This window comes from Synechococcus sp. J7-Johnson, assembly GCF_024345795.1.
Taxonomy (GTDB): Bacteria; Cyanobacteriota; Cyanobacteriia; order PCC-6307; family Cyanobiaceae; genus Regnicoccus_A.
Genome location: NZ_JAGQBU010000002.1, coordinates 148165 through 169209 on the forward strand (window position 1 = coordinate 148165; position 21045 = coordinate 169209).

22 protein-coding genes and 1 tRNA gene are annotated in these 21045 nt (G+C 66.4%); 8 read left to right on the forward strand and 15 right to left on the reverse strand.

Going from position 1 to position 21045, the window contains the following annotated elements:
* The first annotated feature begins 100 nt into the window (after nt 1–100).
* Nucleotides 101–1618 (forward strand): alpha-amylase family protein, encoded by a 1518-nt coding sequence (locus KBY93_RS02060; RefSeq protein WP_255092573.1) that lies wholly within the window; start codon nt 101–103, stop codon nt 1616–1618.
* 185 nt (nt 1619–1803) lie between these two features.
* Here the strand turns inward: KBY93_RS02060 and KBY93_RS02065 are convergent.
* The 4 genes from KBY93_RS02065 to ftsH all read right to left on the reverse strand — a co-directional run bounded on the left by KBY93_RS02065 (nt 1804) and on the right by ftsH (nt 5622).
* Nucleotides 1804–1876: transfer RNA gene (locus KBY93_RS02065), tRNA-Ala, on the reverse strand.
* Between the two features lie 103 nt (nt 1877–1979).
* Entirely contained in the window at nt 1980–2636 is a 657-nt protein-coding gene (gene lexA, locus KBY93_RS02070; protein WP_255092574.1) for a transcriptional repressor LexA, read from the reverse strand.
* Between the two features lie 76 nt (nt 2637–2712).
* A complete protein-coding gene (argF, locus tag KBY93_RS02075) occupies nt 2713–3684 on the reverse strand; it encodes an ornithine carbamoyltransferase (RefSeq protein ID WP_255092575.1) in 972 nt (323 codons plus the stop codon).
* A gap of 57 nt (nt 3685–3741) precedes the next feature.
* Complete coding sequence (gene ftsH / locus KBY93_RS02080; protein WP_255092576.1) at nt 3742–5622, reverse strand: ATP-dependent zinc metalloprotease FtsH; 1881 nt, start codon at nt 5620–5622, stop codon at nt 3742–3744.
* Nucleotides 5623–5745: 123 nt separating this feature from the next.
* Between ftsH and KBY93_RS02085 the strand changes: the two genes are divergently transcribed.
* The 3 genes from KBY93_RS02085 (at nt 5746) to KBY93_RS02095 (ending at nt 7552) form a co-directional block, all read left to right on the forward strand.
* Complete coding sequence (locus KBY93_RS02085; RefSeq protein WP_255092577.1) at nt 5746–6378, forward strand: SOS response-associated peptidase; 633 nt, start codon at nt 5746–5748, stop codon at nt 6376–6378.
* 87 nt (nt 6379–6465) lie between these two features.
* Nucleotides 6466–7251 carry a potassium channel family protein gene (locus tag KBY93_RS02090; protein WP_255092578.1) on the forward strand — a complete coding sequence of 262 codons (786 nt, stop codon included), beginning with the start codon at nt 6466–6468 and terminating at the stop codon, nt 7249–7251.
* A 55-nt stretch (nt 7252–7306) separates the two neighbouring features.
* Nucleotides 7307–7552 carry a Nif11-like leader peptide family RiPP precursor gene (locus KBY93_RS02095; protein ID WP_255092579.1) on the forward strand — a complete coding sequence of 82 codons (246 nt, stop codon included), beginning with the start codon at nt 7307–7309 and terminating at the stop codon, nt 7550–7552.
* A gap of 29 nt (nt 7553–7581) precedes the next feature.
* On the opposite strand, the gene KBY93_RS02100 is transcribed toward KBY93_RS02095, so the two are convergent.
* Nucleotides 7582–7866, reverse strand: a complete 285-nt coding sequence (locus tag KBY93_RS02100) for a hypothetical protein (protein ID WP_255092580.1) — start codon at nt 7864–7866, stop codon at nt 7582–7584.
* Nucleotides 7867–7873: 7 nt separating this feature from the next.
* Nucleotides 7874–8500 carry a rhomboid family intramembrane serine protease gene (locus KBY93_RS02105; protein WP_255092581.1) on the reverse strand — a complete coding sequence of 209 codons (627 nt, stop codon included), beginning with the start codon at nt 8498–8500 and terminating at the stop codon, nt 7874–7876.
* Between the two features lie 15 nt (nt 8501–8515).
* Between KBY93_RS02105 and KBY93_RS02110 the strand changes: the two genes are divergently transcribed.
* Nucleotides 8516–9013: a DUF427 domain-containing protein gene (locus KBY93_RS02110; protein WP_255092582.1), complete on the forward strand. Its 498-nt coding sequence runs from the start codon at nt 8516–8518 to the stop codon at nt 9011–9013.
* 10 nt (nt 9014–9023) lie between these two features.
* On the opposite strand, the gene KBY93_RS02115 is transcribed toward KBY93_RS02110, so the two are convergent.
* Together KBY93_RS02115 and KBY93_RS02120 are read right to left on the reverse strand one after the other, a co-directional pair.
* Complete coding sequence (locus KBY93_RS02115; protein ID WP_255092583.1) at nt 9024–9212, reverse strand: hypothetical protein; 189 nt, start codon at nt 9210–9212, stop codon at nt 9024–9026.
* A gap of 116 nt (nt 9213–9328) precedes the next feature.
* A complete protein-coding gene (locus KBY93_RS02120) occupies nt 9329–10288 on the reverse strand; it encodes a fatty acid desaturase (protein ID WP_255092584.1) in 960 nt (319 codons plus the stop codon).
* Nucleotides 10289–10639: 351 nt separating this feature from the next.
* On the opposite strand from KBY93_RS02120, the gene KBY93_RS02125 reads away from it, so the two are divergent.
* On the forward strand, nt 10640–11683 hold the full coding sequence (locus tag KBY93_RS02125; RefSeq protein ID WP_255092585.1) for an AI-2E family transporter: 1044 nt from the start codon (nt 10640–10642) through the stop codon (nt 11681–11683).
* A 46-nt stretch (nt 11684–11729) separates the two neighbouring features.
* On the forward strand, nt 11730–12353 hold the full coding sequence (locus KBY93_RS02130; protein ID WP_255092586.1) for a DUF3598 family protein: 624 nt from the start codon (nt 11730–11732) through the stop codon (nt 12351–12353).
* Nucleotides 12354–12361: 8 nt separating this feature from the next.
* On the opposite strand, the gene KBY93_RS02135 is transcribed toward KBY93_RS02130, so the two are convergent.
* The 7 genes from KBY93_RS02135 to KBY93_RS02165 all read right to left on the reverse strand — a co-directional run bounded on the left by KBY93_RS02135 (nt 12362) and on the right by KBY93_RS02165 (nt 19699).
* A complete protein-coding gene (locus tag KBY93_RS02135; protein ID WP_255092587.1) occupies nt 12362–12640 on the reverse strand; it encodes a DUF427 domain-containing protein in 279 nt (92 codons plus the stop codon).
* Nucleotides 12641–12711: 71 nt separating this feature from the next.
* The gene (locus KBY93_RS02140) at nt 12712–14235 is read right to left on the reverse strand and encodes a peptide ligase PGM1-related protein (protein WP_255092588.1); all 1524 of its coding nucleotides are present in this window, start codon (nt 14233–14235) and stop codon (nt 12712–12714) included.
* Nucleotides 14236–14242: 7 nt separating this feature from the next.
* A complete protein-coding gene (locus KBY93_RS02145) occupies nt 14243–15277 on the reverse strand; it encodes a mechanosensitive ion channel family protein (protein ID WP_255092589.1) in 1035 nt (344 codons plus the stop codon).
* A gap of 32 nt (nt 15278–15309) precedes the next feature.
* On the reverse strand, nt 15310–16374 hold the full coding sequence (ribD, locus tag KBY93_RS02150; protein ID WP_255092590.1) for a bifunctional diaminohydroxyphosphoribosylaminopyrimidine deaminase/5-amino-6-(5-phosphoribosylamino)uracil reductase RibD: 1065 nt from the start codon (nt 16372–16374) through the stop codon (nt 15310–15312).
* A 26-nt stretch (nt 16375–16400) separates the two neighbouring features.
* Entirely contained in the window at nt 16401–16907 is a 507-nt protein-coding gene (locus tag KBY93_RS02155; RefSeq protein WP_255092591.1) for a DUF3122 domain-containing protein, read from the reverse strand.
* Nucleotides 16904–19426 carry a GH116 family glycosyl hydrolase gene (locus KBY93_RS02160; protein WP_255092634.1) on the reverse strand — a complete coding sequence of 841 codons (2523 nt, stop codon included), beginning with the start codon at nt 19424–19426 and terminating at the stop codon, nt 16904–16906. The genes KBY93_RS02155 and KBY93_RS02160 overlap by 4 nt, the downstream gene beginning before the upstream one ends.
* A gap of 27 nt (nt 19427–19453) precedes the next feature.
* Nucleotides 19454–19699, reverse strand: a complete 246-nt coding sequence (locus KBY93_RS02165) for a hypothetical protein (RefSeq protein ID WP_255092592.1) — start codon at nt 19697–19699, stop codon at nt 19454–19456.
* Nucleotides 19700–19761: 62 nt separating this feature from the next.
* Here KBY93_RS02165 and cbiE point away from each other — a divergent pair, with 62 nt between their 5' ends.
* On the forward strand, nt 19762–21042 hold the full coding sequence (gene cbiE / locus KBY93_RS02170; protein ID WP_255092593.1) for a precorrin-6y C5,15-methyltransferase (decarboxylating) subunit CbiE: 1281 nt from the start codon (nt 19762–19764) through the stop codon (nt 21040–21042).
* The last annotated feature ends 3 nt before the right edge of the window (nt 21043–21045 follow it).

Consider the following 21045-nt stretch of genomic DNA (forward strand, 5'->3'; position numbering starts at 1 on the left):
ACCATGGCCAATCTCCCTGCTGGAGCGGATCGCCGCCTTAGCCTGGAGACCTCAGGCTGCTGCTGGCATGCCAGCGCCGAAGTGTTGATCTGGTGATCTGATGAAGCGCCGCTCCCTGGCAGGTTCGATCACCGGGCTGATGCTCTCGCTCGGGGGATTCGGGGGATGGCTCGTTGGCTCCCTGGAAGTGAAGGCGGATGTGATCCTGCATGCCTTTGACTGGTCGTATGCGGATATTGCCGATAAGGCCGAGGCGATTTCGGCAGCCGGCTACAAAGCGGTGCTGGTAACACCCCCTTTGAAATCACCGAAATCAGCGAGTTGTGAGTGGTGGCTGCGTTATCAGCCTCAGGATTTCCGGGTGATCGACCATTGCGATGGCAATAAGGAATCCCTGGTGCTGGCGATTCAGGCGCTCAAGGCCAGGGGCGTGAAGACCTACGCCGATGTGGTGGTCAACCACATGGCCAATGAGAGAAACGGCTCAACGACCTTTCCTGGCGATCTCAGCCTGCGCCAGTATCAGAATGATTCACAGTATTGGAGCAGGCAAATTCTTTATGGCGACAGCAATGAAAATGGGGTTCTCGATAATGGAGTGCTGCCTGATGATGGCATTCCCGATGGGCTGTTCGGAACCCAGGATTTTCACTCTGCAGCCTGCATCCGCGACTACAGCAACTCAATTTCGGTAGTTCGTGATCGCATCTGCGGTCCTTATCCAGATCCCGGTCTGCCCGACCTCGTTGATACCGACCCAGGCAGGCACTGGGTGAATGATCAGCGCAGGAAGTATATGCAGGCACTCTATGACCTCGGCATCCGCGGTTTCCGCATTGATGCGGCCAAGCACATGCCGAATAGCGCCATCAGCTCGTTCATCCCTGAAGAGGTGACCAGAAACTCCCATCTCTTTGCCGAGATCATCACGTCGGGTGGAGCCACCTCGGGTGATTATCAGCAGTTTCTAGAGCCCTACCTACGGGAACTGCCGCCGCAGTTTGGTGCCTATGACTTTCCCCTGTTCAATGCGCTCAAGCAGGCATTCTCGTTTGGCCGTCCTCTCTCGGATGTGGCCTTCCCCTATGCCACTGGCAATGCCCTCGAGAACAGCCGTGCCGTCACCATGGTGGTCACGCACGATATTCCCTACAACGATGTGTTCCGGTCGCTGATTTTCGATCAAGATGCGCCGTCGTCAGTGGATGAAGGGCTGGCCTATGTGTACATCATGGGCCGTGATGGTGGAACACCCCTGGTGTTTGACGACCAGTCGGACGGCCGCTCCAACAACGGTCGCTGGCGCGATGTGTGGAGCAGCGATCGCATGCGCCGCATGATCGCCTTTCATAACCGCATGCACGGCAAGCCCATGGAGGTGCTGGCCGCCGATGCCTGCACCCTGATGTGGCGCCGGCAGGAAGACGGCATCGTGGCGATCAACAAATGTGATCAGCAGCGCTCAATCACGGTGGACACCCGCTTTAAACTCAAGTGGAATCACCCCTACCGCGACATGCTCACCGACACGCTGCTGCCGGAGATCATGGGCCCCAGCTACACCTTCAATCTCCCACCGCGCACCGCACGAATGTGGTTTGCGCTGGAGGGCAGTTAATCACTCTTGAGACCTTCTATGCCGGCACCTGCATCCTGAGTTGGCTTGCAGAGGCAAGTTAGAAGAATTGCCGGCCCAGCCGCTTTAGGTTATGGACAGCGAGCCAACAACTTGTCTTCGGAAATCCTTGGCAGCTGTTCTCATCAAGCGGAGCTTACCCCGAAGTGAGAACCTGGAAAATGATATGGAGCCAAGCGGATTCGAACCGCTGACCCCCTGCATGCCATGCAGGTGCTCTACCAGCTGAGCTATGGCCCCATGGTTGGCCTGGCGAACCGAACGCTGGTCGATCGGCTGGACCCTGGGGCCCTCGCTTTGGCAGTCGAAAGCTTACAACGCAGCGGTTCGCCTCACCCAAGGTTCAGGGTCTGGGCAGTGCGGTCACCTGGCGCCAGACCGCCACCATGCGGCCCTGGACGGTGACCTGCTCAGCCTCAAGCTCGATCGGGGCGTAGGCGGGGTTGGCCGCTTCCAGACGCACCTTGCCGCCCTTGCAGCTGAAGTGCTTCAGGGTGGTGCCGCTGCCGGCCACGTGGGCGGCCACGATCGTGCCGGGCCGGAGCCGGGCCGGATCGCTCACAGGCTCCATCAGCACGATGTCGCCATCGTCGATGTGGGCATCCACCATGCTGTCGCCGTTCACAGTGAGAGCGAACAGGCCACGGGTGTCCAGCAGGGGTGTGAGGTCGAGTCGCTCGTGCACGTCGTCGAAGGTTTCGATCAGGCCGCCGGCGGCTACGGAGCCCAGTACGGGAATCCCTCCGGCGCTGGCGGGACCCAGCAGCTGCAGGGTGCGGGCCTGGCCTTCCTGCCAGGTGATCCAGCCCTTCTGCTGCAGGTGCCGCAGCCGGCTCTGGATCGGCGCCGGGGAGCGCAGCCCCATCGCCTCCATCATCTGGCGGATCGAGGGGCTGTGACGGTGGTTCTGGATGTACTGCGCCAGCCAGTCGTAGAGCTGCTGCTGGGCGCTGGTTAGGTCCTGCCCGCTGGGAGCGGTTGGTCTGGAGGAGACGATCACCGGCAGTACGCATGAACCATGACACCAGTGTTCCCCCGGGCGTGCCCGTTGTCCAGCCCCTGGGCAGGTTGGCGCTTCAGAGGCAGGGCGTTTCCGGATCGGCCAGCAGGGCCGCCAGCAAGGCCTGCTGCACATGCAGACGATTCTCAGCTTGATCGAACACCCGGCTGGCGCTGCCTTCAATCACGCCGGCGCTGATCTCCTCGCCGCGGTGGGCCGGTAGGCAGTGGAGAACGATGGCGCGGGGGTCGGCTTCCGCCAGCAGAGCCTCATCGACGCAGAAGCCCGCGAAGGCCTGCAGTCGCTGCTGCTGCTCCTGCTCCTGGCCCATCGAAGCCCACACATCGGTGTAGAGCACCTCGGCGCCTCGCACCGCCGGCAGCGGCTGATGCAGCACCGAAATCATGGCTGCGCTGCCTGCCAGTGCCTGCGCCTGTGAAAGCACGGCGGGATCGGGAGCAAAACCCTCTGGGCAGGCCAGCCGCACATTCATCCCGAGCAGGGCGCCGCAGAGCATCAGCGAGTGGGCCATGTTGTTGCCATCTCCCACGTAGGCCAGGGTGAGGCCCGAAAGGGATCCGAAGCTTTCGCGGATGGTGAGCACATCAGCCAGTGCCTGGCAGGGGTGCTCCAGGTCGGTGAGGGCATTGATCACCGGAATCGAGGCCCAGTGGGCGTAGTCGGCAAGCTCCTTCTGCTCAAAGGTGCGGATCGCCAGGGCGTCGACGTAGCGGCTGAGCACCCGGGCGGTGTCGGCCACAGGCTCACCGCGACCCACCTGGGTGACGGAGGGGTTGAGGTCGAGCACCTGGCCCCCGAGGCGGCCCATCGCCACGGAAAAGCTGACGCGCGTGCGGGTTGAGGCCTTGGTGAAGATCAGGCCCAGCGCCTTGCCGCTCAGGTCGAGGCGGGCGGAGCCACTCTTGAAGTCGGCCGAGAGCTCCAGCAGCGCCAGGGTTTCATCGGTTCCCAGATCCGCTGAAGACAGCAGATCTCGTCCGCGCAGGCCAGCGAGACCGGGATAGCGCTGAGCGAAGTGCGGGCCCATGACCCCATTTCAAAGAACCCTTATCGGGGAGAACGTGCCCCCCCGTCAAGGGGCGAATCAGACAGGAGCCAGGACGGCTTCGCTGGGAAGGGTGCTGGAGACGAGCAGATCCCTGAGCTCATCCCCCTCGATCACTTCCTTGTCGAGGATCTTCCCGGCGATGTCCTCGAGCAGGCCACGGTTGCCATGCAGGATCGCCAGGGCTCGCTCGTGGGCTCGGTCAACCAAGGCCCTCACCTCCTTGTCGATGGCCTGGGCTGTGGCATCACTCACGGAGCGACGCGGGTTGTTTCCGCCGCCGAGGAAGCGGCTGCCGCCCTGCTTGTCGTAGGCGAGAGGGCCGAGGGTGTCGCTCATGCCGTAGGTGCCCACCATCTGCTCGGCGATGTCGGTGGCGCGTTGCAGGTCGTTGGCGGCACCGGTCGTGACCTCTCCGAAGACGATCTCCTCGGCAGAGCGGCCGCCCAGCAGGGTGGCGATCTGGCCTTCGAGGTCTTCCTTGGAATTCAGGAACCGCTCTTCGGTGGGCAGTTGCAGGGTGTAGCCCAGGGCCGCCATGCCGCGTGGCACGATCGAGATCTTGGCCACCTTGCTGCCGCCGGGCATCAGGTGCCCCACGATCGCGTGGCCCACTTCGTGGTAAGCCACCACTTTCTTTTCATCCGGCTGGAGCACCCGGCTCTTCTTCTCGAGGCCCGCCACCACCCGCTCGATCGCTTCGTTGAGGTCGCTCTGCTCGACCTCCTTGCGGTAAGCGCGCGCCGCGAGCAGCGCCGCCTCGTTGACGAGATTGGCCAGGTCGGCGCCCGCGAAGCCGCTGGTGGCCTGGGCGATTTTGTCGATATCGATGCTGGCGGCCAGCTTCACTTTCTTGGCATAGATGTCGAGGATCTTCTTGCGGCCGGAGAGGTCTGGGCGATCCACCAGCACCTGGCGATCGAAACGGCCGGGGCGCAGTAGTGCTGCATCGAGGGTCTCGGGCTGGTTGGTGGCCGCCAGCACGATCACTGGCTTGTCCTGGCCGGTGAATCCGTCCATCTCGGTGAGCAACTGGTTGAGGGTCTGCTCCCGTTCGTCGTTACCGCCCACAACGCCCATCGAGCCGGACCGGCTCTTGCCGATGGCGTCGAGTTCGTCGATGAAGATGATGCAGGGCGCCTTTTTCTTTGCCTCATCGAACAGGTCACGGACGCGAGCGGCGCCTGCTCCCACGAACAGCTCAACGAACTCGGAGCCGGAAATGATGAAGAAGGGCACGCTGGCCTCACCGGCCACCGCCTTGGAGAGCAGGGTCTTGCCTGTGCCGGGAGGACCAACCAGCAAAACTCCCTTCGGGATGCGGGCGCCGATGGCGGCGTAGCGCTCGGGAGTCTTGAGGAAGTCGACGATTTCGTTGAGCTCGGTCTTCGCCTCATCCACCCCGGCCACATCAGCGAAGGTGACGCGGGACTCCTCATCGGGCACGTAGACCTTTGCCTTTGATTTGGTGAAGCTGAGTGCCCCCTGGGCACCGCCTCCCATCTGACGGCGGGCGAAGAACTGGAGCACCAGGATGAAGATCAAGGGCGGCACCACCCAGCTCAGCAAGGTCGTGAAGAAATTGGGGCGCTTCGGGGGTGCGGCGGCGAATTCCACACCCTTCTGCTCCAGGCGCTGGGGCAGATCCATGTCGAAGATCGGAGTGGTGGCAAGCACCGACGGGGCACCTTCCTCAGCGTCGGTGATCTCGTAGCGGATCTGGTCCTGGGTGATATAGGCCCGCTTCACATGGCCATCATTCACCTGATCGATGAACAGGGAATAGGGCACTCTGGGCACCTGGGATCCCTGATTGGGCAGGAAGTTACTGAGCAGCAGCAGGACCCCGAAGCCGATCAGCACCAGGTTGATGATCCCGAAGCGCCGGTTCGGGGGGTTGTCGTCCTGGCGGATAGCCATGGTCGCGGTGCGCGGTGATGGAGCCAAACTAAGCGCAGGGGTCGGGGCGCCGGCCCGGCTGGCGGGGGTGAGAACCGAACGTCACGTCGGCCTTAACGTGTGCTTCTGCCTTCTCTGGCCGCCATGTGTGGTCGGTTCTGTCTCACCACCCAGCTTGATCAGCTTCTGCCCAGGTTGGCTGGGCGACTGCCGGCGGAGTTGGAACGCCACTACGCACCCCGTCCCCTGATCCAGCCTGGCGAGCCGGTGCTGGCCCTGCGCCAGGAGCACGGGTTGATCGCCAGCGCCCTGATGCTCTGGGGTCTGTTGCCGGAGTGGGCGAAAGATCCCCTCAACGCGCCCAGGCCCTTCAATGCCCGCAGCGAGACCGTGGCTGAGAAGGCCTCTTTCCGTGGCGCCTGGCGTCATCGCCGCTGCCTGCTTCCCGCCGATGGCTTTCTGGAGAAGGGCTGGCTGATTCGCCGACTTGACCGCCAACCCTTCTGGCTGGCAGGGATCTGGGACCGCTGGATCGGCCCCGACGGCAGCGAACTGGAGAGCTGCTGCGTGCTGACCACAAGCCCCAATGCCCTGGTGAAACCCCTGCACCAGCGCATGCCGGTGCTCCTTCCCGATGGCCTCGAGCAGGCCTGGCTGGCCCAGGCCGACGGGGCGGGGCTGCGGGCTTTGGCCCCCCTGCTCAGCGGCTGGGATCCCAGCGGCTGGGAGGCGCTGCCGCCCCAGCATTCCAGGGAGCAGCTCTCCCTCTTCACCTGAGCCGCTGGCTCTGCGCCTCGCCTTCGTCACAATGCGACCCAGGCCCGCCGGCCTGCCGGACCGCTTACTGGAGCTCTGCTGATCCCTTTGCGCTTCCCACATCGCGCCAGCCTCTCCAGCGAGGCACGACTGCGGCGGCGTCATCGCTTCTACATCCGCCTGCTGCTGATCACCCTGTTCGTGATGACCTGTCTGGCGCTGCCCAGGAACCTGGTCAGCCTCGCCGGGATTGGTTACAGCCTGACCACCATGCTCCTGATGGTTGAGCTGGAAGGCTCCATCCGCCATGGCGGCAAGGGCAATCCCCTGGATCTGCCCTACCGCCTGCTCGGTCTGCTCACGTTGTTGGCCCAGTGGTTCTGGTACTTCACGCCCTTGTCGCATCGCGAAAGCGGCTGGCCCCTGCTCGTGCTCACCACCCTTTTCGTGGGCTGGAGCGTGCTGCGTCTGGTGGGATTTCTGGCGGAGGAAAAGCACGTGAACGGCAGTGTTCTGATGGGGGCAATTTCGGGATATCTGCTGCTGGGCCTGACCGCCGGCCTGTTGTTCACGGGTCTGGAGACGATCCAACCCGGCAGTTTTTCGAACCTGCACATACAGGGTTCGTCCCAGTTCGCCACCGACCCGATCAGCCAGGCCAGTCCACATTTGCAGCTGGTGGATTTTGCCCGGCTCAACTACTTCGCCTTTGTCTGTCTGAGCACAGTGGGCTTCGGTGACGTGCTGCCGACCACTCCCCTCTCCCAGATGAGTGCCGTGGCCTTCACCGTGATCGGCCCGATCTACATGGCTGTGGTGATGGGATTGCTGATCGGGCGCTATGCCGCCGGCAAGGCGGTCCGGACTGACCGCGACGAACCCCCCGGCGCGTGAAGTCGCCATCGGGGCGGCGGCTGGGCTAGTACGGAGAAGTGATGGATCTTTTGCCGTGAGCCTTGAGCAACTGGACGCCTTCCTGCTCCACGCCCGCAGCTCAGCATCTCTGCAGGAGCGACTGCAGCAACAGCTCGACCTGGAGGCCTTCCTGCAGCTGGCCCGGCAGGAAGGTTTCCCCCTCGAAGAACGTGATGTGCTGGCCGCCCAGCAGCGGGAGGAAGCCCAGCTGAGCGACGTGGACCTGCAACATCGCGCCGGAATGGAAGCTCGCCGGCTGCGCACGTTCATCCCCGGCTGAGAGATTCATCCCCGGCTGAGACGTCGCAGTCAGCGCAGGCGGTCGTGCCCGTGGCCAAAGGGGATCTGCCTGGGCTGTGGTTGCTCGCTGAGCCAGGCCAGCAGGGCACTGAGGATCAGCAGCAACGCCACCGGCATCAGCCAGTTCCGACGATGACCCCGGCCACCGCTTCCCACGAGGGTCAGGCGCCGCAAACCACTCGATGCCTGCTGGGCGCCTGGCCCCAGCGGCAGGCTGCAGCGGCCACAGACCATCCGGCCCGCCAGGCTGCGGTCGCGGCGAACTTGCCAGCTTCCGCAGCGGGGGCAGGACATCAGCGCCTCATCTCCCCACGATGCGGGAGGGTTCCCTGTAGACCGCCAGGGCGGCGAGCACTCCACCGGCGAAGCCGCTCAGGTGGCCGATCCAGCTCACCCCCGCCGGGGTGAAGAAGGGCAGCAGGCCTGGCAGGAAACCGCCGTAGCTCAGGAGGCTGAACAGCGAGAGCAGCAGGGGCAGGGGGCGTCGCTCCAGGAAGCCGATCACGATCAGGTAGCCCACCAACGCGAAGACAACGCCGGAGAGGCCATGGTTGCCGTTGCTGGAGAACAGCCACACCGGGACCGCCATCACGTACACCCCCACCCAGACCGCCAGGTAGTCGTGCCAGCTCTTGAGCAGCACCAGCCAGGAGAGGGGCAGGAACCAGAGGCTGTTGCCCAGCAGGTGGCCAAGATCGCCGTGGCTGAACGGGGCGGTGAGCACCCCCAGGAACGAGCCTCCGGGCAGCATCGGCAGGTTCCAGCGCCCACCGAACACGATCTGATCGATCAGTTCCTGTCCCCAGGCCACTGAGAGGATCAGCAGGGGGATCATGGCGGTGCCGCCGAGCCGGCTCAGGAGGCGATCCAGGCCTTGGCGCGGGCGCTGGCGAATGGGTGTGGGGTTAGCCATGCTGACCATTGTCATGGCCAGGGACGGCGAATGGGGAGCAGCGAGCCGTTGGAGAGCCAAGAACGAGAGCGCGTCTGTGACTATCCGCGTCCACCGGCGCTGGAGCCCAGCGGGGCTTTGGTCGAGGTGCGGGCTCTGGGGAAGCTGCTGGCGCAAACCCGCCGCTCGCTGCGGGTGCTCGAGACCTTCCATCCCCCCACCTATTATCTGCCGCCAGAAGACGTTCACCTGGAGCTGCTGGCGCCCGCGGCAGGAAACAGCTTCTGTGAATGGAAAGGCCTGGCCCGCTACTACGACGTGGTGGTGGGTGAGCGCCGGCTGGAGCGGGCGGTGTGGTCGTATCCGCAGCCCACAGCAGCTTTTGCGGCTCTCGCCGGTTGGTTCGCCCTTTACCCGGCCTTGATGGATGGCTGCTGGCTTGACGGTGAGGTGGTGATCCCCCAGCCCGGAGGGTTCTACGGGGGTTGGATCACATCCCATGTTGAGGGGCCGTTCAAGGGGGATCCGGCCCATCCCGAGCTGATCTGAGACAGGTCGCTCAAGCGGCGGCTGCAGGGACGCGGCAACCGATCTGGATGCGGCCGGAGTCGAGAAGACGCCCAAGCTTGAGCGCCGCAGCCTCCTCCTGGCGGTTGAAGCCACTCTGCTGAGCCGCCACCCAGTCGATCTCGTCTTCCGTGATCACACCGGTGGAAAGGCTCTCAAGAAAGAGTTCGCCCATGCCCATGGCGTCTCCTGTGCGTGGAATCTGCAGAACTTATCCCTGGGGTCAGCTGAAGGCCAGGGATGCCACAGCTTTTTTAAGAGCCGAACCCAGACAGTTGGTCTTGGGGAGTGCTCTGCTCAGTTCGAGAAGCTGGGGATGGGCTGAAGCGTTTCGCCCTCCCGGTCCCACAGCACGTACTTGAAGCAGCGTGGGATGTCGGCGATGGTCAGGCGCGTTGCCCCAGTCAGCAGGGCAGCATTGCGCTCCTGGCAGGCCCGCAGGTGGTAGTTCGGAATGCGCTCGCAGAGGTGATGGATGTTGTGGCAGCCGATGTCAGCGGTGAACCAGTTCAGGATGCCTGGAAGCACCAGAAGGCTGGTACCGGCGATCGCACCCTCGATCGGGTCCCACCCCTCGCTGCGGTGGGCGTAGGACCCTTCGAAATTGTGCTGAACGAAGAAAATGCAGATGAACAGCGCTGCTGAAGCGGCCATCACAACTGCATACAGGCTCCAGAACAGGCCGGCCCCGATCCAGTGGCATAGCAGCACCCAACTGACGATCACGCAGATGTTGTTGAGCAGCAGATCGATGAATTCGGCTCCGCTGTACCAATGGCGGGATTGGTACGACAGGACGAGTTCGGGCCAGGGTGTGCGCCAGTCGGCGCTGAGCCTGGTGCTGACATGGCCTAAGAACTGGGCTGTTCCCAGCAGCAGGGCCAGCCTGGGCTTGATCACCAGGTAGAAGAAGCCGCCCGGGAATAGCATCAATGGGTGGCGCAGCAGCCGGTACACCCATTGACCGCGCGGGCTGAGCTGCTCGTACTGCTCCAGGCTGATCAGGGCGGAGGGACCCCGGTAGAGGTCCCAGTTGCCGTTGTGCTTGTGGTGGTAGGCATGTCCCTGCGACCAGGGGTACTGGGGAATGGCGTTGATGACGCCCAGCAGAAAGCCCACAGCTCTGTTCAGCCGTTTCGAGCTGAACAGGGAGTAGTGACCGCAGTCGTGCATCAGCGAGAAGCAGCGCCCTGAAAGCAGTACGAGCAGCAGCAGCAGCGGTGGGGTGAGCCAGAGCCACTGCCGAGCAACGACCACAGTGACGGCCCAGAGCAGCAGGTAAGCCCCGACTGTGCTCAGGATCTGCCATGTGGCAAGGCGATCGTCGCTGGCGATAAAGGGCTTGAGAACGAAATCTCCATACCGGACGCCGCTGGCAGACGGGCTGGAGCGGGACTCGGGGGGAGAATTCTCGAGCAGAGGGGAGGCGCGCAGAACCCTGATTTTGTAAGGATTAACACTTTAGGCAGCCGCTCCGGGCCTGGCGGGCCTCCGCCTTAAGCCAATCCGCTCATTTGTGTCCGGATTCGTCTGTGCTCAGGGAATCTTTGGGCCGATGGCTCTGTTCGGGAGCATGGTTGGCACGAGCGCCGCTCCCTCTCGATCTCCATGAACGACCCCAACGGCCCGGCCTGGCAGCGGCTGAGCCACTCCACCCTGCTGCGTTTCCTGTTGTTGCTGGCCTCTGGCTGGGCGGTGGTGCAGCTGATCGACTATTTCCGGGTGGTGCTGTCCCTGTTCACCGCGGCGGCGGTGCTGGCGGTGGTGCTGGACTATCCGGTGCGGCGGCTGGGGCGTCTGGGCTGCAGCCGTGGGCTGGCGATCCTGCTCACCCTGCTGGCCGGCATCGGTGTGGCCAGCTTTTTCGTGGCGGTGCTCGGCTTCCAACTGATCAACCAGGGCAGCAGCCTGATCAATGACCTGATGCTGGGTCTGCAACGCCCCGATCTTCCCTTTCACGGGTTCCTGAAAACGATCAACCTCCAGCAACTGCTGGAGCTGCTGCGCGCCAGCCTCGGCACGGGTCTGGGGGTGATCGGCGGCGCTTTCTCCAACGTCTTCGGCGGAGTGTTTCTGCTGGTGATCGTGGCCTACATGCTGATCGACAACGGGGCCACCTGGAGCCAGGTACTGCGCCTGCTTCCGGAGGATGTGCGCGAGCGCTTCGATCGCAGCGTGCAGAAGAACGTGTTGGGGTTCCTCAGAGGTCAGATCACGCTGATGATCTTTCTCAGCCTTGCCAGTTTCCTGGTGTTCGCCGTGCTGGGAGTGAAGTTCTCCCTGATCCTGGCGATCCTGGTGGGAGTGCTGGATGCCATCCCCGGCATCGGCGCCACCCTCGGGGTGATCGTGGCCTCCAGCCTGGTGTTCCTGACCCAGGGGCAGTGGCTGGCCCTGCAGGTGGTGATCGCCTCGGTGGTGCTGCAGCAGATCCAGGACAACTTCATCCATCCCCGGGTGATGGGCCGCGCCCTGGAGATAAGGCCTGTGGTGCTGTTCTTTGCTCTGTTCATCGGCGAGCGGCTGGCCGGTCTGCTGGGGGTGTTCCTGGCGATTCCCGTGACCGGCATGATCCTGGGCTGGGGCAAGGAGAGCGAGGAGGACGACCCGTCGGTCCAGGCGGATTCCACCCAGCAGGCGGCCAATCTTTAGCCCATCAAGCTGCCAGCATCAGCACCCTTCCGCTTTCAGCCCGCCTGTGCCCAGCTTCGATCGCCGCGCCACCCTGCTGGCGTGTAATGCCGGCCACTGGGAGGGCAGCTTCATTCGCCTCGATAGCCAGGGCCTCGAGAGCGAGCGCTTCGGCACACGCCTGCATGTGCACGAGACAGGCGGCCAGATCGAAGCGGCCCTCACTTACTTGAACACCGGCAAGGTGGCGACGATGCGCTTCGCCGAGCCGCCGACCTTGATGACTATCAGCCCCGATGGGCACTGGAGCCTCGGTCCCGACAAGACGGGTCCCTGGCCGGCGGTGATGGAGCTTTGCCTGGTGGATGGCCAGCGGCGGCGGCGACTGGTGGTGCGTCACGGCGCCGAGCGGCTCGAGAGCGTGGTGGTGGTGGTGGAGGCCCGCCCCGGGGTGGTGGATCCGGCTCCGGCGGCGCCCCTGCGGGCCACGGTTCTGCCGGGTGGCGATGGTTCAGGCCTCGGCTGCTGGCAGCTCACGGACGACATCAGCCTCACCACCGCCCTGGAGCGCCGCGGTGGAGACCCCCTGGCGGTGAGGCTGTGCTGGCGGCCCCAACCGGGGCGGGAGCTGGTGCTGGAGCGTGCCTATGGCGCCAACGGACTGCCCCAGCAGGAGCCGCTGCTGGTCTGAGGGCAGATTCAGCTCACGCGCACGCCCTTCCAGAAGGCCACCCGGCCCTTGATCTCACTGGCGGCCTGCTTGGGTTCGGGATAGAACCAGGCGGCGTTCGCGTTCACCTGATCCCCCACCACCACGTCGTAGTAGTGGGCTTCTCCCTTCCAGCCACACACGCTGCGGTGTGATGACGGCCGCAGGTGCTCGCCGACCAACGCCTCGGCGGGGAAGTAGGCGTTGCCTTCCAGTTTCACGATGTCGTCACTGCTGGCGATTACGGCGTCGTTCCAGCGGGCTTCCATGGCAGTGCAGCAAACGTCTTTCATCCTGGAGCCCACGGGAGCCCGTTGTGGTGGTCAGCCGGCGGATCTGCTCAGGCCTGCTTCAGCTCCTCGGCCCCCGCGATCAGTCGCTCCCTGGTGGCCGCGTAGATGAGTTCAGCTTCTTCAGGACTGCGGCCGATGCAGGTCATCCCCAGCTTGCCGAATTCCGAGAGGCAGCCAAGCAGGTGGAACACGCTGCCGTGCAGTGCGGCTGGGTCGAAGTGCAGACCGGCGGCGGCCACGATGTCGATCAGGTCCACCGGCAGCAGACCCCGCAGCCTCGGGTCGCAGAGGTTATCCGTGGCGGCATAGAACAGCGACTGGCCGGTGGGGGAGCGGAACAGGCCGCTGGCGCCATCGATGCGGCCGTTGGTGGCATAGCGCAGGGCCATGTAGGGGTGGGTGGTGCCGCCCTTGCGCAGGTTCACCTCGATCGCCTGCAGATCCCAGTGCTCCCCGAAGCGGCGCGCCACGAAATCCACCGCATAGCGCTCCAGGGCGCCCTCTGCCGCCAGGGCCTGGCCCACCGCCAGCCCGTGACGCATCAGTTCGGCCCGGTACTGCGTCTGGGCGGGAAAGCGGCAACCCAGGTAGGTCTGTCCGCTCACGCCGCCGAGCACCTGCTCATGGGTGGAGAGCACCTCCACCGCCCCGCCCGGGTGGATCATCCCCTGCACGCTCGGTGAGGCCAGCTCGTCGCCCCCCAGCAGCCAGGCCTCCACCAGGGCACCCTGCTCCTGCAGCAACTGGCGCCACTGGGGTGGTGGCATCGCCAGGGTCTCGAGGGCCTCGCGCAGGCGAACTCGGCGCTCCCGGCCGCTGAGCTCCGCCAGTTGCAGGGGCTCCAGCTCCAGGGGAGCATTGCCTTCGCCGCTGAATCCCTGGTCCAGCTTCACCACCACCCGGCTCAGCTCGGGGTGGGCTTCCCACAGCTCGGCCGTCACTTCGCCGAGGGCGTCGAGGTCATGGACCAGGGAGCTGCCGGGCGGATGGGGCACAGCGCAGCGGCGGAACAGCTCGCGGCTGCCGGCCTTGCCGCCCCAGTGACTCAGGGCTGGATCAGTGCCCAGCAGCGGCACCTGCAGTCGCTCGGAGAGTTGCTTCTCCTGCTCCGTCACGTTGAAGCAGGTCATGAAGCTGCGCCCGGGACGCAGGCGCTCGCGGATGCGCCCCAGCAGCGCCGGCCGCTCCAGCAGCTTCTCGGTGAGGGGCCGATTGGAGGCGTCGTCCGTGTCGAACAGATGCAGGCGCCGGCGGGCGTGGGAGGCGGGCACCCCCGGCAGCAGCTCCAGCACGGCATCCACGACCAGTTCAGGCAGCAGCTTGCTGGTGATGTAAACCGCCCGCACGCCGGGGTCGCGCAGGCGGATCAGCGAGAACAGCTGCCGTTCCTCGTAGTGGTGGGCCCCGGTCACCAGAGCCATTTGATGGTGATCGAGGCTGAGCGAGGGCACCACCAGCAGATCCCAGCCCTCATTGCCGCCTTCACCGCCACTGTTCTGGTTGCTGCCTGGATGGAACTCGCCCCATTCCGGCCGCAACTGTCGCTGGAGTTCGCTGAAACGCAGAGCCATCGTGAGATCAGCCCCTGATCAGGCTGCGCGTGGGGAAGGGCATTCCCGCTTGATGCTTCTCCACCACTTCACCGATGCGCAACAACAGCTCCTGCTGCAGATCCCAGGCGGCCTGGATGTCGCCACTGGCCACATAGCAGAGCAGACGCAGATTGAGGCTCGATTCGCCATAACCCACGAAGTGCACCGCCGCTGACTTGTCGTGATCGATACTCGTGTTCGAATCCAGCTGCTCACGCAGCTCGGAGATGATGGGCTCGATCGCGGCACGGTCGTCGTAGCGCAGCCCGAAGTCGATCCAGACCCGCCGGCTGTCGATCCGGGCGACGTTGATGATCGGCTTCACGGTGAAGATCGAATTGGGGATGAAGATCGGCTGCCGCTCCGGATCACGCAACTCCGTGTAGAACCAGCTGATTGTTTGCACGGTGCCGTTGACATCTTCTGCGGGGATTCTGATGAGATCCCCCACCACGAAGGGTCTGTTGATGTAGAGGCTGATGCCGCTCAATCCATTTTCCACGATCGTGCGGGCGCCGAAGCCCAGGGCCGCGGCACCGAAGCCACCGGCGGTGGCCAGCAGGGCGGTGGGGGTGCCCAGCAGCCGCAGCAGCTCCAGGCTGATGATCACAACCACCAGCACCGTGAGCAGCTTGTCGCTGAGATCGAAGAGGTACAGGCGCTCACGCTGGGAAAGATTCGGGAACACCTGCTGGGAGTAGGTGTCGGCCTTGCGCCAGATCTCGCCCTTCCAGCGCAGCAGCGTCCAGATCAGGCCGATGAAGATCAGCTCATTGCGCACGTCCATGCTGCCCATGGGCAGGGGCAGCAGCTCGGGTCCCAGCAAGGACAGCAGCCACCAGGCGGTGGAACTGACCAGGATCGTGAGCGTGAGGCTGAGGCGGCTGCGCAGCACCAGGGCGCGGCCCAGCGATCCACTGGGAAGCCGTTTGCCAACCAGTTGCAGGCTCAGCCAGGCTCCTGCCGCCAGCAGGATCCCCAGCAGGGGAATAGGCAGGCTCAGCTGGAGGGGATTGAGCATGGCTGGACTCTAAGGACGGTCGTCCAACGCCCTCAGCCGTCGGGTCCGTTCAGCTCCCAGATCAGATCGGCTCCCGAGCGGCTCAGCCCCATCTCTTGCCAGGAGGGCGCCATAGCCATCGAGTTCAGTTGCAGATCCCCCAGCGGTGTGCGGGCGGCGATGCCCCCCAGCAGCTTCGGGGCCACCACCGCCACCAGCCGCTGCACACAACCCTGGCGCAGCGCCGCCGCCGCCAGCTCTGGCCCGCACTCCCACAGCACCTGGTTGCAGCCCCTCCGGGCCAGGGCCTGCATCAGCTCCAGCGGTTCGCAGCAGGCCAGCTCCAGCCGCTCCACCCCCAGCCCATCCAGCCGCTGTCGTGCTGCCTCGGGGGCCTCGGGCCCATGGGCCACCAGGGTGGGAGCCGCACGCTGGTCCCAGAGCTGGGCTCGCTCCGGCACGTTCAGGCCGCGGCTGATCACCACCCGCAGCGGCTCAAGCGCACGCCGTCCCCGGCTGGTGAGCAGGGGATCATCCGAGCGCAGGGTGCCGCCACCCACGATCACCGCATCGCAGTGCGCTCGCAGCTCGTGCACCCTCTGCCGCGATGCTGGCCCGCTGATCCACTGGCTGGCTCCGTTGGACAGGGCCGTGCGTCCGTCCACGCTCATCGCCCACTTGAGGACCCCCAGGGGCCGGCCGGTGCGCAGCCGGTGGCAGAAGGCGGCATTCAGGTTCTGGGCCTCGGCCTGGCGCACCCCCACCAGCACTTCCGTCCCGGCCAGGCGCAATGCCTTGATGCCTTCGCCCGCCACCCGCGGATCGGGGTCCTCCATCGCCACGATCACCCGCCGGATCCCGGCGGTGATCACGGCCTCGCTGCAGGGGGGCGTGCGGCCGTGGTGACAGCAGGGCTCCAGGGTCACCACCAGAGTGCCCCCTCGGGCCCGATCTCCCGCCTGAGCCAGGGCTCCCACCTCGGCGTGGGTCATTCCGGCAGCGGCGTGGAAGCCTTCCCCCACCAGCAGCCCGCGGGCATCGAGCACCAGTGCGCCCACCAGGGGGTTGGGGCTGGTGCGACCCCGCGCCAGGGCGGCCAGGCCGAGGGCGCGGTCCATCCAGGTGCTCCACGGGCACCCCTTGGTCACGCCGGAGTGCTCACCAGGCTGCGCCACTCGGCCACCACGAATGGAGGCACCGGCAGCTCCGTGAACACCCCCGGCAGCCGCAGCCGCAGCGGACGGTTCTGGCTCAGTTCGGCCAACAAAGGGCTCAGATCGAATTCAGCGGCGGCGGAGCGGCCGTCGTTACTCAACGCCTGGCTCTCGAGGGTCAGATCCTCCAGCTGCCACTGGAACGGGCCCGAGCGCACCTGCAGCGCCGTGGGGTGATCAAGCCGCACCTTGCCGGGGTAGCCCACCACCCGCAGGTGCAGGGCAGCTCCGGGCGGTCCGTCGCGAAAGGCCACCAGCTGCCATGCCTGATCATCCAGATCGCGCACGCTCACCAGGCTGCGCAGTACCGGGCTGCCGGTTTCGCTGGGGTGTGCGTGCAGCTGGGCCGCCGCTGGCGTCACCAGAGCAAACAGGCAGGCCAGCAACAGGCTCAGGGCCAGCAGCAGCCGACCCGCTCGGCGGATCATCCCGCTCATGGTTCGCGCTCGGCTCCAGGGATCGGCTGCCACTGGGTGTGGGTGGCCCAGAGCGCCCAGATCGCCATCGCCCGCAGGTAGTGGCAGGCCCGGAACGTGCCCACCGCCGTGATCGCCTCGGGCGTGCGGAACTGCAACCCTCCCGCATACACCTGGCCCACCACGGCGCCGCTGATCGCCATGGCCGTGTCGGTCTGACCCATCAGGCGGTAATAGGCCGCCAGACCGAAATTGATGCCGGTCCATATCTCCAGCGGGTGGGTGCCGTTGGGATCGAGCGGCGTGCCGTCGCGGCGCAGGCCGTTGGCCACCCCCAGCCGCCCCCCCTCGAAGCGCTCGAAGCAGGCCTCACGAATCGCCGTCAAGGCCGAGAGGGCCCGCTCATCGCTCACCACCGGCGGCAGCCCCAGCAGGCGGGCGTAGAAATCGCCGCAGAGCTGGTCGGCCATCACCACCGGTGTACCGCTGCCGGCATCGATCCGGTAGTACTCCCCGTTCCAGAGCAGCCGATCGAAGTTGGCCCGTGACGGCTCCAGCCAGCTGCCAAATTCCCGCTGCTCGGCGCCGGTGTCGAGGCCAAGGTCGAGCTGCAGCCGCTGGGCCATCGCCAGGGCCGCCTCCAGGGCTGCTATCCAGAGGGCGCCGCAGTAGGCGCTCACTCCCTGCAGTGGCCAGTCGTCAAAGGTCTGATCGGGAGCGCCGCCGTTGTCGGGCAGGCCGTCGTCGTTGATGTCGAACTGCTTGAGATAGCGAAGCGACTCCACCACCGCCGGCCAGCAGTCGGCCAGGAAGCGCAGGTCTTCCCCCGATGGGGAAAGCCGGAACAGCCGCCATACCTGCAGCACGAAGTCGGAGGCCAGGTCCTTCCAGAGGTTGCAGTCTTGATAGGCGGTGTAGTTGGTGGCATCGAAGGGCCGCTCGTTGGGGGCGCCCAGGTCGTGGGGGGTGGCGCCGGGCAGCTTGCGGGCCGCTTCCACCCGGCCCCGCCCCTGGGTGAAATACCAGCCGATCGGCCGGGGGGTGGCATCGGCGGCGGGAATGGCCCGCGCGAAGCTTCTAAGCACCGCCTTGTCGAGTTCGGGCCAGAGCTGCAGCAGGGCGAAGGAGCCGTAGAGCCGCACATCCAGGCTTTCGTACCAGGCGTAGTCGAGGCACTCCAGCACCCCGAAACGGCCCACCGGATCCGTGGAGCTTGCGGCGGTCCAGAGGCTGCCGCCGCTGGCGAGGTCGTAGAGCTCATTGAGCAGGGCCATGCGCAGGGGCTCAGGCAGGTCGCTGCGTTCCAGCACCGGCTTCTGCCAGGCCTCGATGGCGTCGCGCCACTGACGCCACGCGCCCAGGGCCTCGGCGGCGATGGCGGTGGCGCTGGTGCCGGTGGCCCCGAAAAAATCCGTGTAGCGGCGCAGGGCGGACGTGCCCGTGGCGAAGGCGGTCACGGGCAGATCCCAGCTGATCACCACCGGCAGCTCGATTTCAGCCCCCGGCTCCAACCTCAGCCGCAGGGCGATCGCGGCGCTGGCCTGCTCGCTGCCGGTGCTGCGGCGGTCGTTGTTGCTGTTGGGGATCGAGCCGTCGCGGGAAAACGCCTCCCAGATCTCGCCGCCATCTCCGCTGGGATCCCAGCGGCTGCAGCGCATCACCTCCACCCCCTCCAGCTGGTCGGGGACCGCCAGGCACCACTGGCCCTCCCCCTCGGCGATCGGCTGGCTCGGCGCCCCCTCCAGCAGCACGCCCGTCAGGCCCGGTGTGTCGATCCAGCGGTTGCGCTGGCCCACCCCCGCTCCGATGGCGGGCAGGTAGTTGTGCTCCGGGCTGCCGTCGTCGCGGAACGTGACGGCGGCGCTGGGATCGGTGTTGGTGAACCAGCCCACGGTGTTGCGCCAGCTCAGCAGCAACGAGAGATCCAGGGGGACCTTGGTGGGGTTGGCCAGCCGCCAGCGGAACACCGCCACCGGATAGCTGGTGCGCTGATAGTCGCCGGGGATGATCGGGCTGAAGGCCTCGCAGCTGGCCTCGGCGCGGAAGTCGGACTGGTAATCAAGCCAGTGCAGCGGATAGCGGGCGGCGTAGGTGCCGGCCGTGGCGCTGGTTTCGTTGCCGTCGCTGGTCTCGCTTCCCAGCCACTGCCAGCGGCCCAGGGGACGCTCGCTGGCCTCCGGCCGGGAGTCGTCGTGGTCAGGGGTCATGGCCAGGGCCCGGGCCCGGCTCGCTGTGCCGTCGTGCTCGAACAGGGCGAACTGGCAGTCGGGCAGCACCCCGAACCAGTGCTCACCCCCATCGAGGTGCCAGAGGTTGAAGTTGCCGTCAGGTCCGCGGCCGATGCAGCCCGCACCGAAGCCCCCGAGTGGGGCGCCGTGGTTGGGACCGTCGTCGAGGTTGCTGGCGTAGCGCACCTTGTAGGGGGCCTCCCAGCCCTGGCCGATCGGCCGTTGCCAGCTGGCAGGGGGGGCCTGGGCGGGCCGACCGGCGCCGGGCCCGCGCAACAGCGTGGAGAGGGCTGACAGGCCGAACGGAGCCATGGTGCTCATCGAGATGGCGCCAGCTTGTCAGAGCTGGCCGGCCCCGGCGGCCACTTCCTGCTCGATCAGGGCATCAAGGGTGATCGCCGAGCGCACCACCGCCTGGTAGCGCTGCACCACCCGCCGGTTCCGCTCCAGCCAGAGGCCGGCATCCTCCCCGCCGCCGCCGGTGGCTTCGGGGCTGAGCAGCTCGATCTCGGCCTGCCGCGCCAGCAGGGCCAGGGCCAGCTCATGCACGCGCTGGCGGCGGGAGGGGGGCTCAGGTGCGGCCATGGGCGCTTCTACTCGCGGGCATCATGGCGGGGCCCGGCCAGCCGCCGCACCGGAGTCGCCACGTGGTTCAACCGCTCCAGCAGCATCGTCTCGAGGTGATCGGCAGCGACGCCGGCGGGCTGGCCTCCCTGCCAGCGGCGGCGGCGGCCCTGGTGCGCCAGGCCGATCTGCTGGCGGCGCCCGCCAGGCTGCTGCCTGGACTGCGCCAGGCCCTGGCGGAGGAGCTCAAGCCGCCGGAGTTGGTGGCCAGTGATCGCCCGGAGCAGCTCTTTCCCCAGCTGGAGCGAGCCCTGGCCGCCGGTCGGGCGGTGGTGCTGCTCGCCAGCGGTGATCCCCTCTGGTTCGGCATCGGCCGCCTGCTGCTGGGTCGCTTTCCCCCCGAGTGCCTCCGCTTTCATCCCGCCCCCTCCAGCCTGCAGCTGGCCTTCGCCCGCCTCGGCCGCCCCTGGCAGGACGCGGAGTGGCTGAGCCTGCACGGCCGCGACCCCGAACCGCTGGCGAGCCATCTGCAGCAACGTCCGGCGGCCCTGGCGGTGCTCACCGATCCCGGCCGCGGCGGCGTCGAGGAGGTGCGGCGGATCCTGGCCGCCTCCGGTCTGGAGGCGGCCTATGCCGTCTGGCTGTGTGAACGGCTCGGCCACCCCGAGGAGAGGGTGCTCCGGCTCGCCCCCCGGGCGGCGCTGCCGGCCGATCTCGATCCGCTGCACATGGTGCTGCTGATTGCAGAGCCGCCTCCGCCCCCCAATCCCGCCAGCCTGCCGTTGTTCGGCCTCGACGATGGCCTCTGGCTGCAGCAGCCCGATCGTCCCGGCCTGATGACCAAGCGGGAGGTGCGCATTCAGTTGCTCGCTGACCTGGAGCTGCCCGCCAGCGGCGTGCTCTGGGATGTGGGGGCCGGGGTGGGCTCGGTGGGCCTGGAGGCCCTGCGGCTGCGTCCGGGCCTGGAACTCTGGGCCCTTGAGCGGCGAGGCGGTTCAGCGGCCCTGATCCGGGCCAATGCTGAGCGGCTCGACGTTGAGCCAGCGGGGGTGCTCGAAGGCGATGCCCTCACCGTGCTGCAGCAGGGCGGCCCCCCCGATCCCGACCGGGTGCTGCTTGGTGGCGGCGGCCGCCAGCGCCTGGCCCTGCTCGAGATTGTGCTGCGGCGCCTGCGTCCCCTCGGACAGGTGGTGATTCCCCTGGCCACCCTCGAAGCCCTCGCGGAGTTGAGGCCGCCGCTGGAGCGGGCCGGGCTGAGGGTGCAGGTGAGTCAGTTGCAGGCCTGGCGGGGCTCCCCCCTGGCCGATGGCACCCGCCTGGCCCCGCTCAATCCGGTGCTGGTGCTCAAGGGCCGCAAAGCCTGAGCT

Coding starts and splice junctions, on each gene's coding strand:
- ftsH (WP_255092576.1), bottom strand. CDS start 5,622: ATGGCTATCCGCCAGGACGACAACCCCCCGAACCGGCGCTTCGGGATC.
- KBY93_RS02060 (WP_255092573.1), top strand. CDS start 101: ATGAAGCGCCGCTCCCTGGCAGGTTCGATCACCGGGCTGATGCTCTCG.
- KBY93_RS02140 (WP_255092588.1), bottom strand. CDS start 14,235: ATGGCTCTGCGTTTCAGCGAACTCCAGCGACAGTTGCGGCCGGAATGG.
- argF (WP_255092575.1), bottom strand. CDS start 3,684: ATGGGCCCGCACTTCGCTCAGCGCTATCCCGGTCTCGCTGGCCTGCGC.
- KBY93_RS02125 (WP_255092585.1), top strand. CDS start 10,640: ATGAACGACCCCAACGGCCCGGCCTGGCAGCGGCTGAGCCACTCCACC.
- KBY93_RS02145 (WP_255092589.1), bottom strand. CDS start 15,277: ATGCTCAATCCCCTCCAGCTGAGCCTGCCTATTCCCCTGCTGGGGATC.
- ribD (WP_255092590.1), bottom strand. CDS start 16,374: ATGGACCGCGCCCTCGGCCTGGCCGCCCTGGCGCGGGGTCGCACCAGC.
- KBY93_RS02135 (WP_255092587.1), bottom strand. CDS start 12,640: ATGGAAGCCCGCTGGAACGACGCCGTAATCGCCAGCAGTGACGACATC.
- KBY93_RS02165 (WP_255092592.1), bottom strand. CDS start 19,699: ATGGCCGCACCTGAGCCCCCCTCCCGCCGCCAGCGCGTGCATGAGCTG.
- KBY93_RS02115 (WP_255092583.1), bottom strand. CDS start 9,212: ATGGGCATGGGCGAACTCTTTCTTGAGAGCCTTTCCACCGGTGTGATC.
- KBY93_RS02100 (WP_255092580.1), bottom strand. CDS start 7,866: ATGTCCTGCCCCCGCTGCGGAAGCTGGCAAGTTCGCCGCGACCGCAGC.
- KBY93_RS02105 (WP_255092581.1), bottom strand. CDS start 8,500: ATGACAATGGTCAGCATGGCTAACCCCACACCCATTCGCCAGCGCCCG.
- KBY93_RS02110 (WP_255092582.1), top strand. CDS start 8,516: ATGGGGAGCAGCGAGCCGTTGGAGAGCCAAGAACGAGAGCGCGTCTGT.
- KBY93_RS02155 (WP_255092591.1), bottom strand. CDS start 16,907: ATGAGCGGGATGATCCGCCGAGCGGGTCGGCTGCTGCTGGCCCTGAGC.
- KBY93_RS02085 (WP_255092577.1), top strand. CDS start 5,746: ATGTGTGGTCGGTTCTGTCTCACCACCCAGCTTGATCAGCTTCTGCCC.
- KBY93_RS02160 (WP_255092634.1), bottom strand. CDS start 19,426: ATGGCTCCGTTCGGCCTGTCAGCCCTCTCCACGCTGTTGCGCGGGCCC.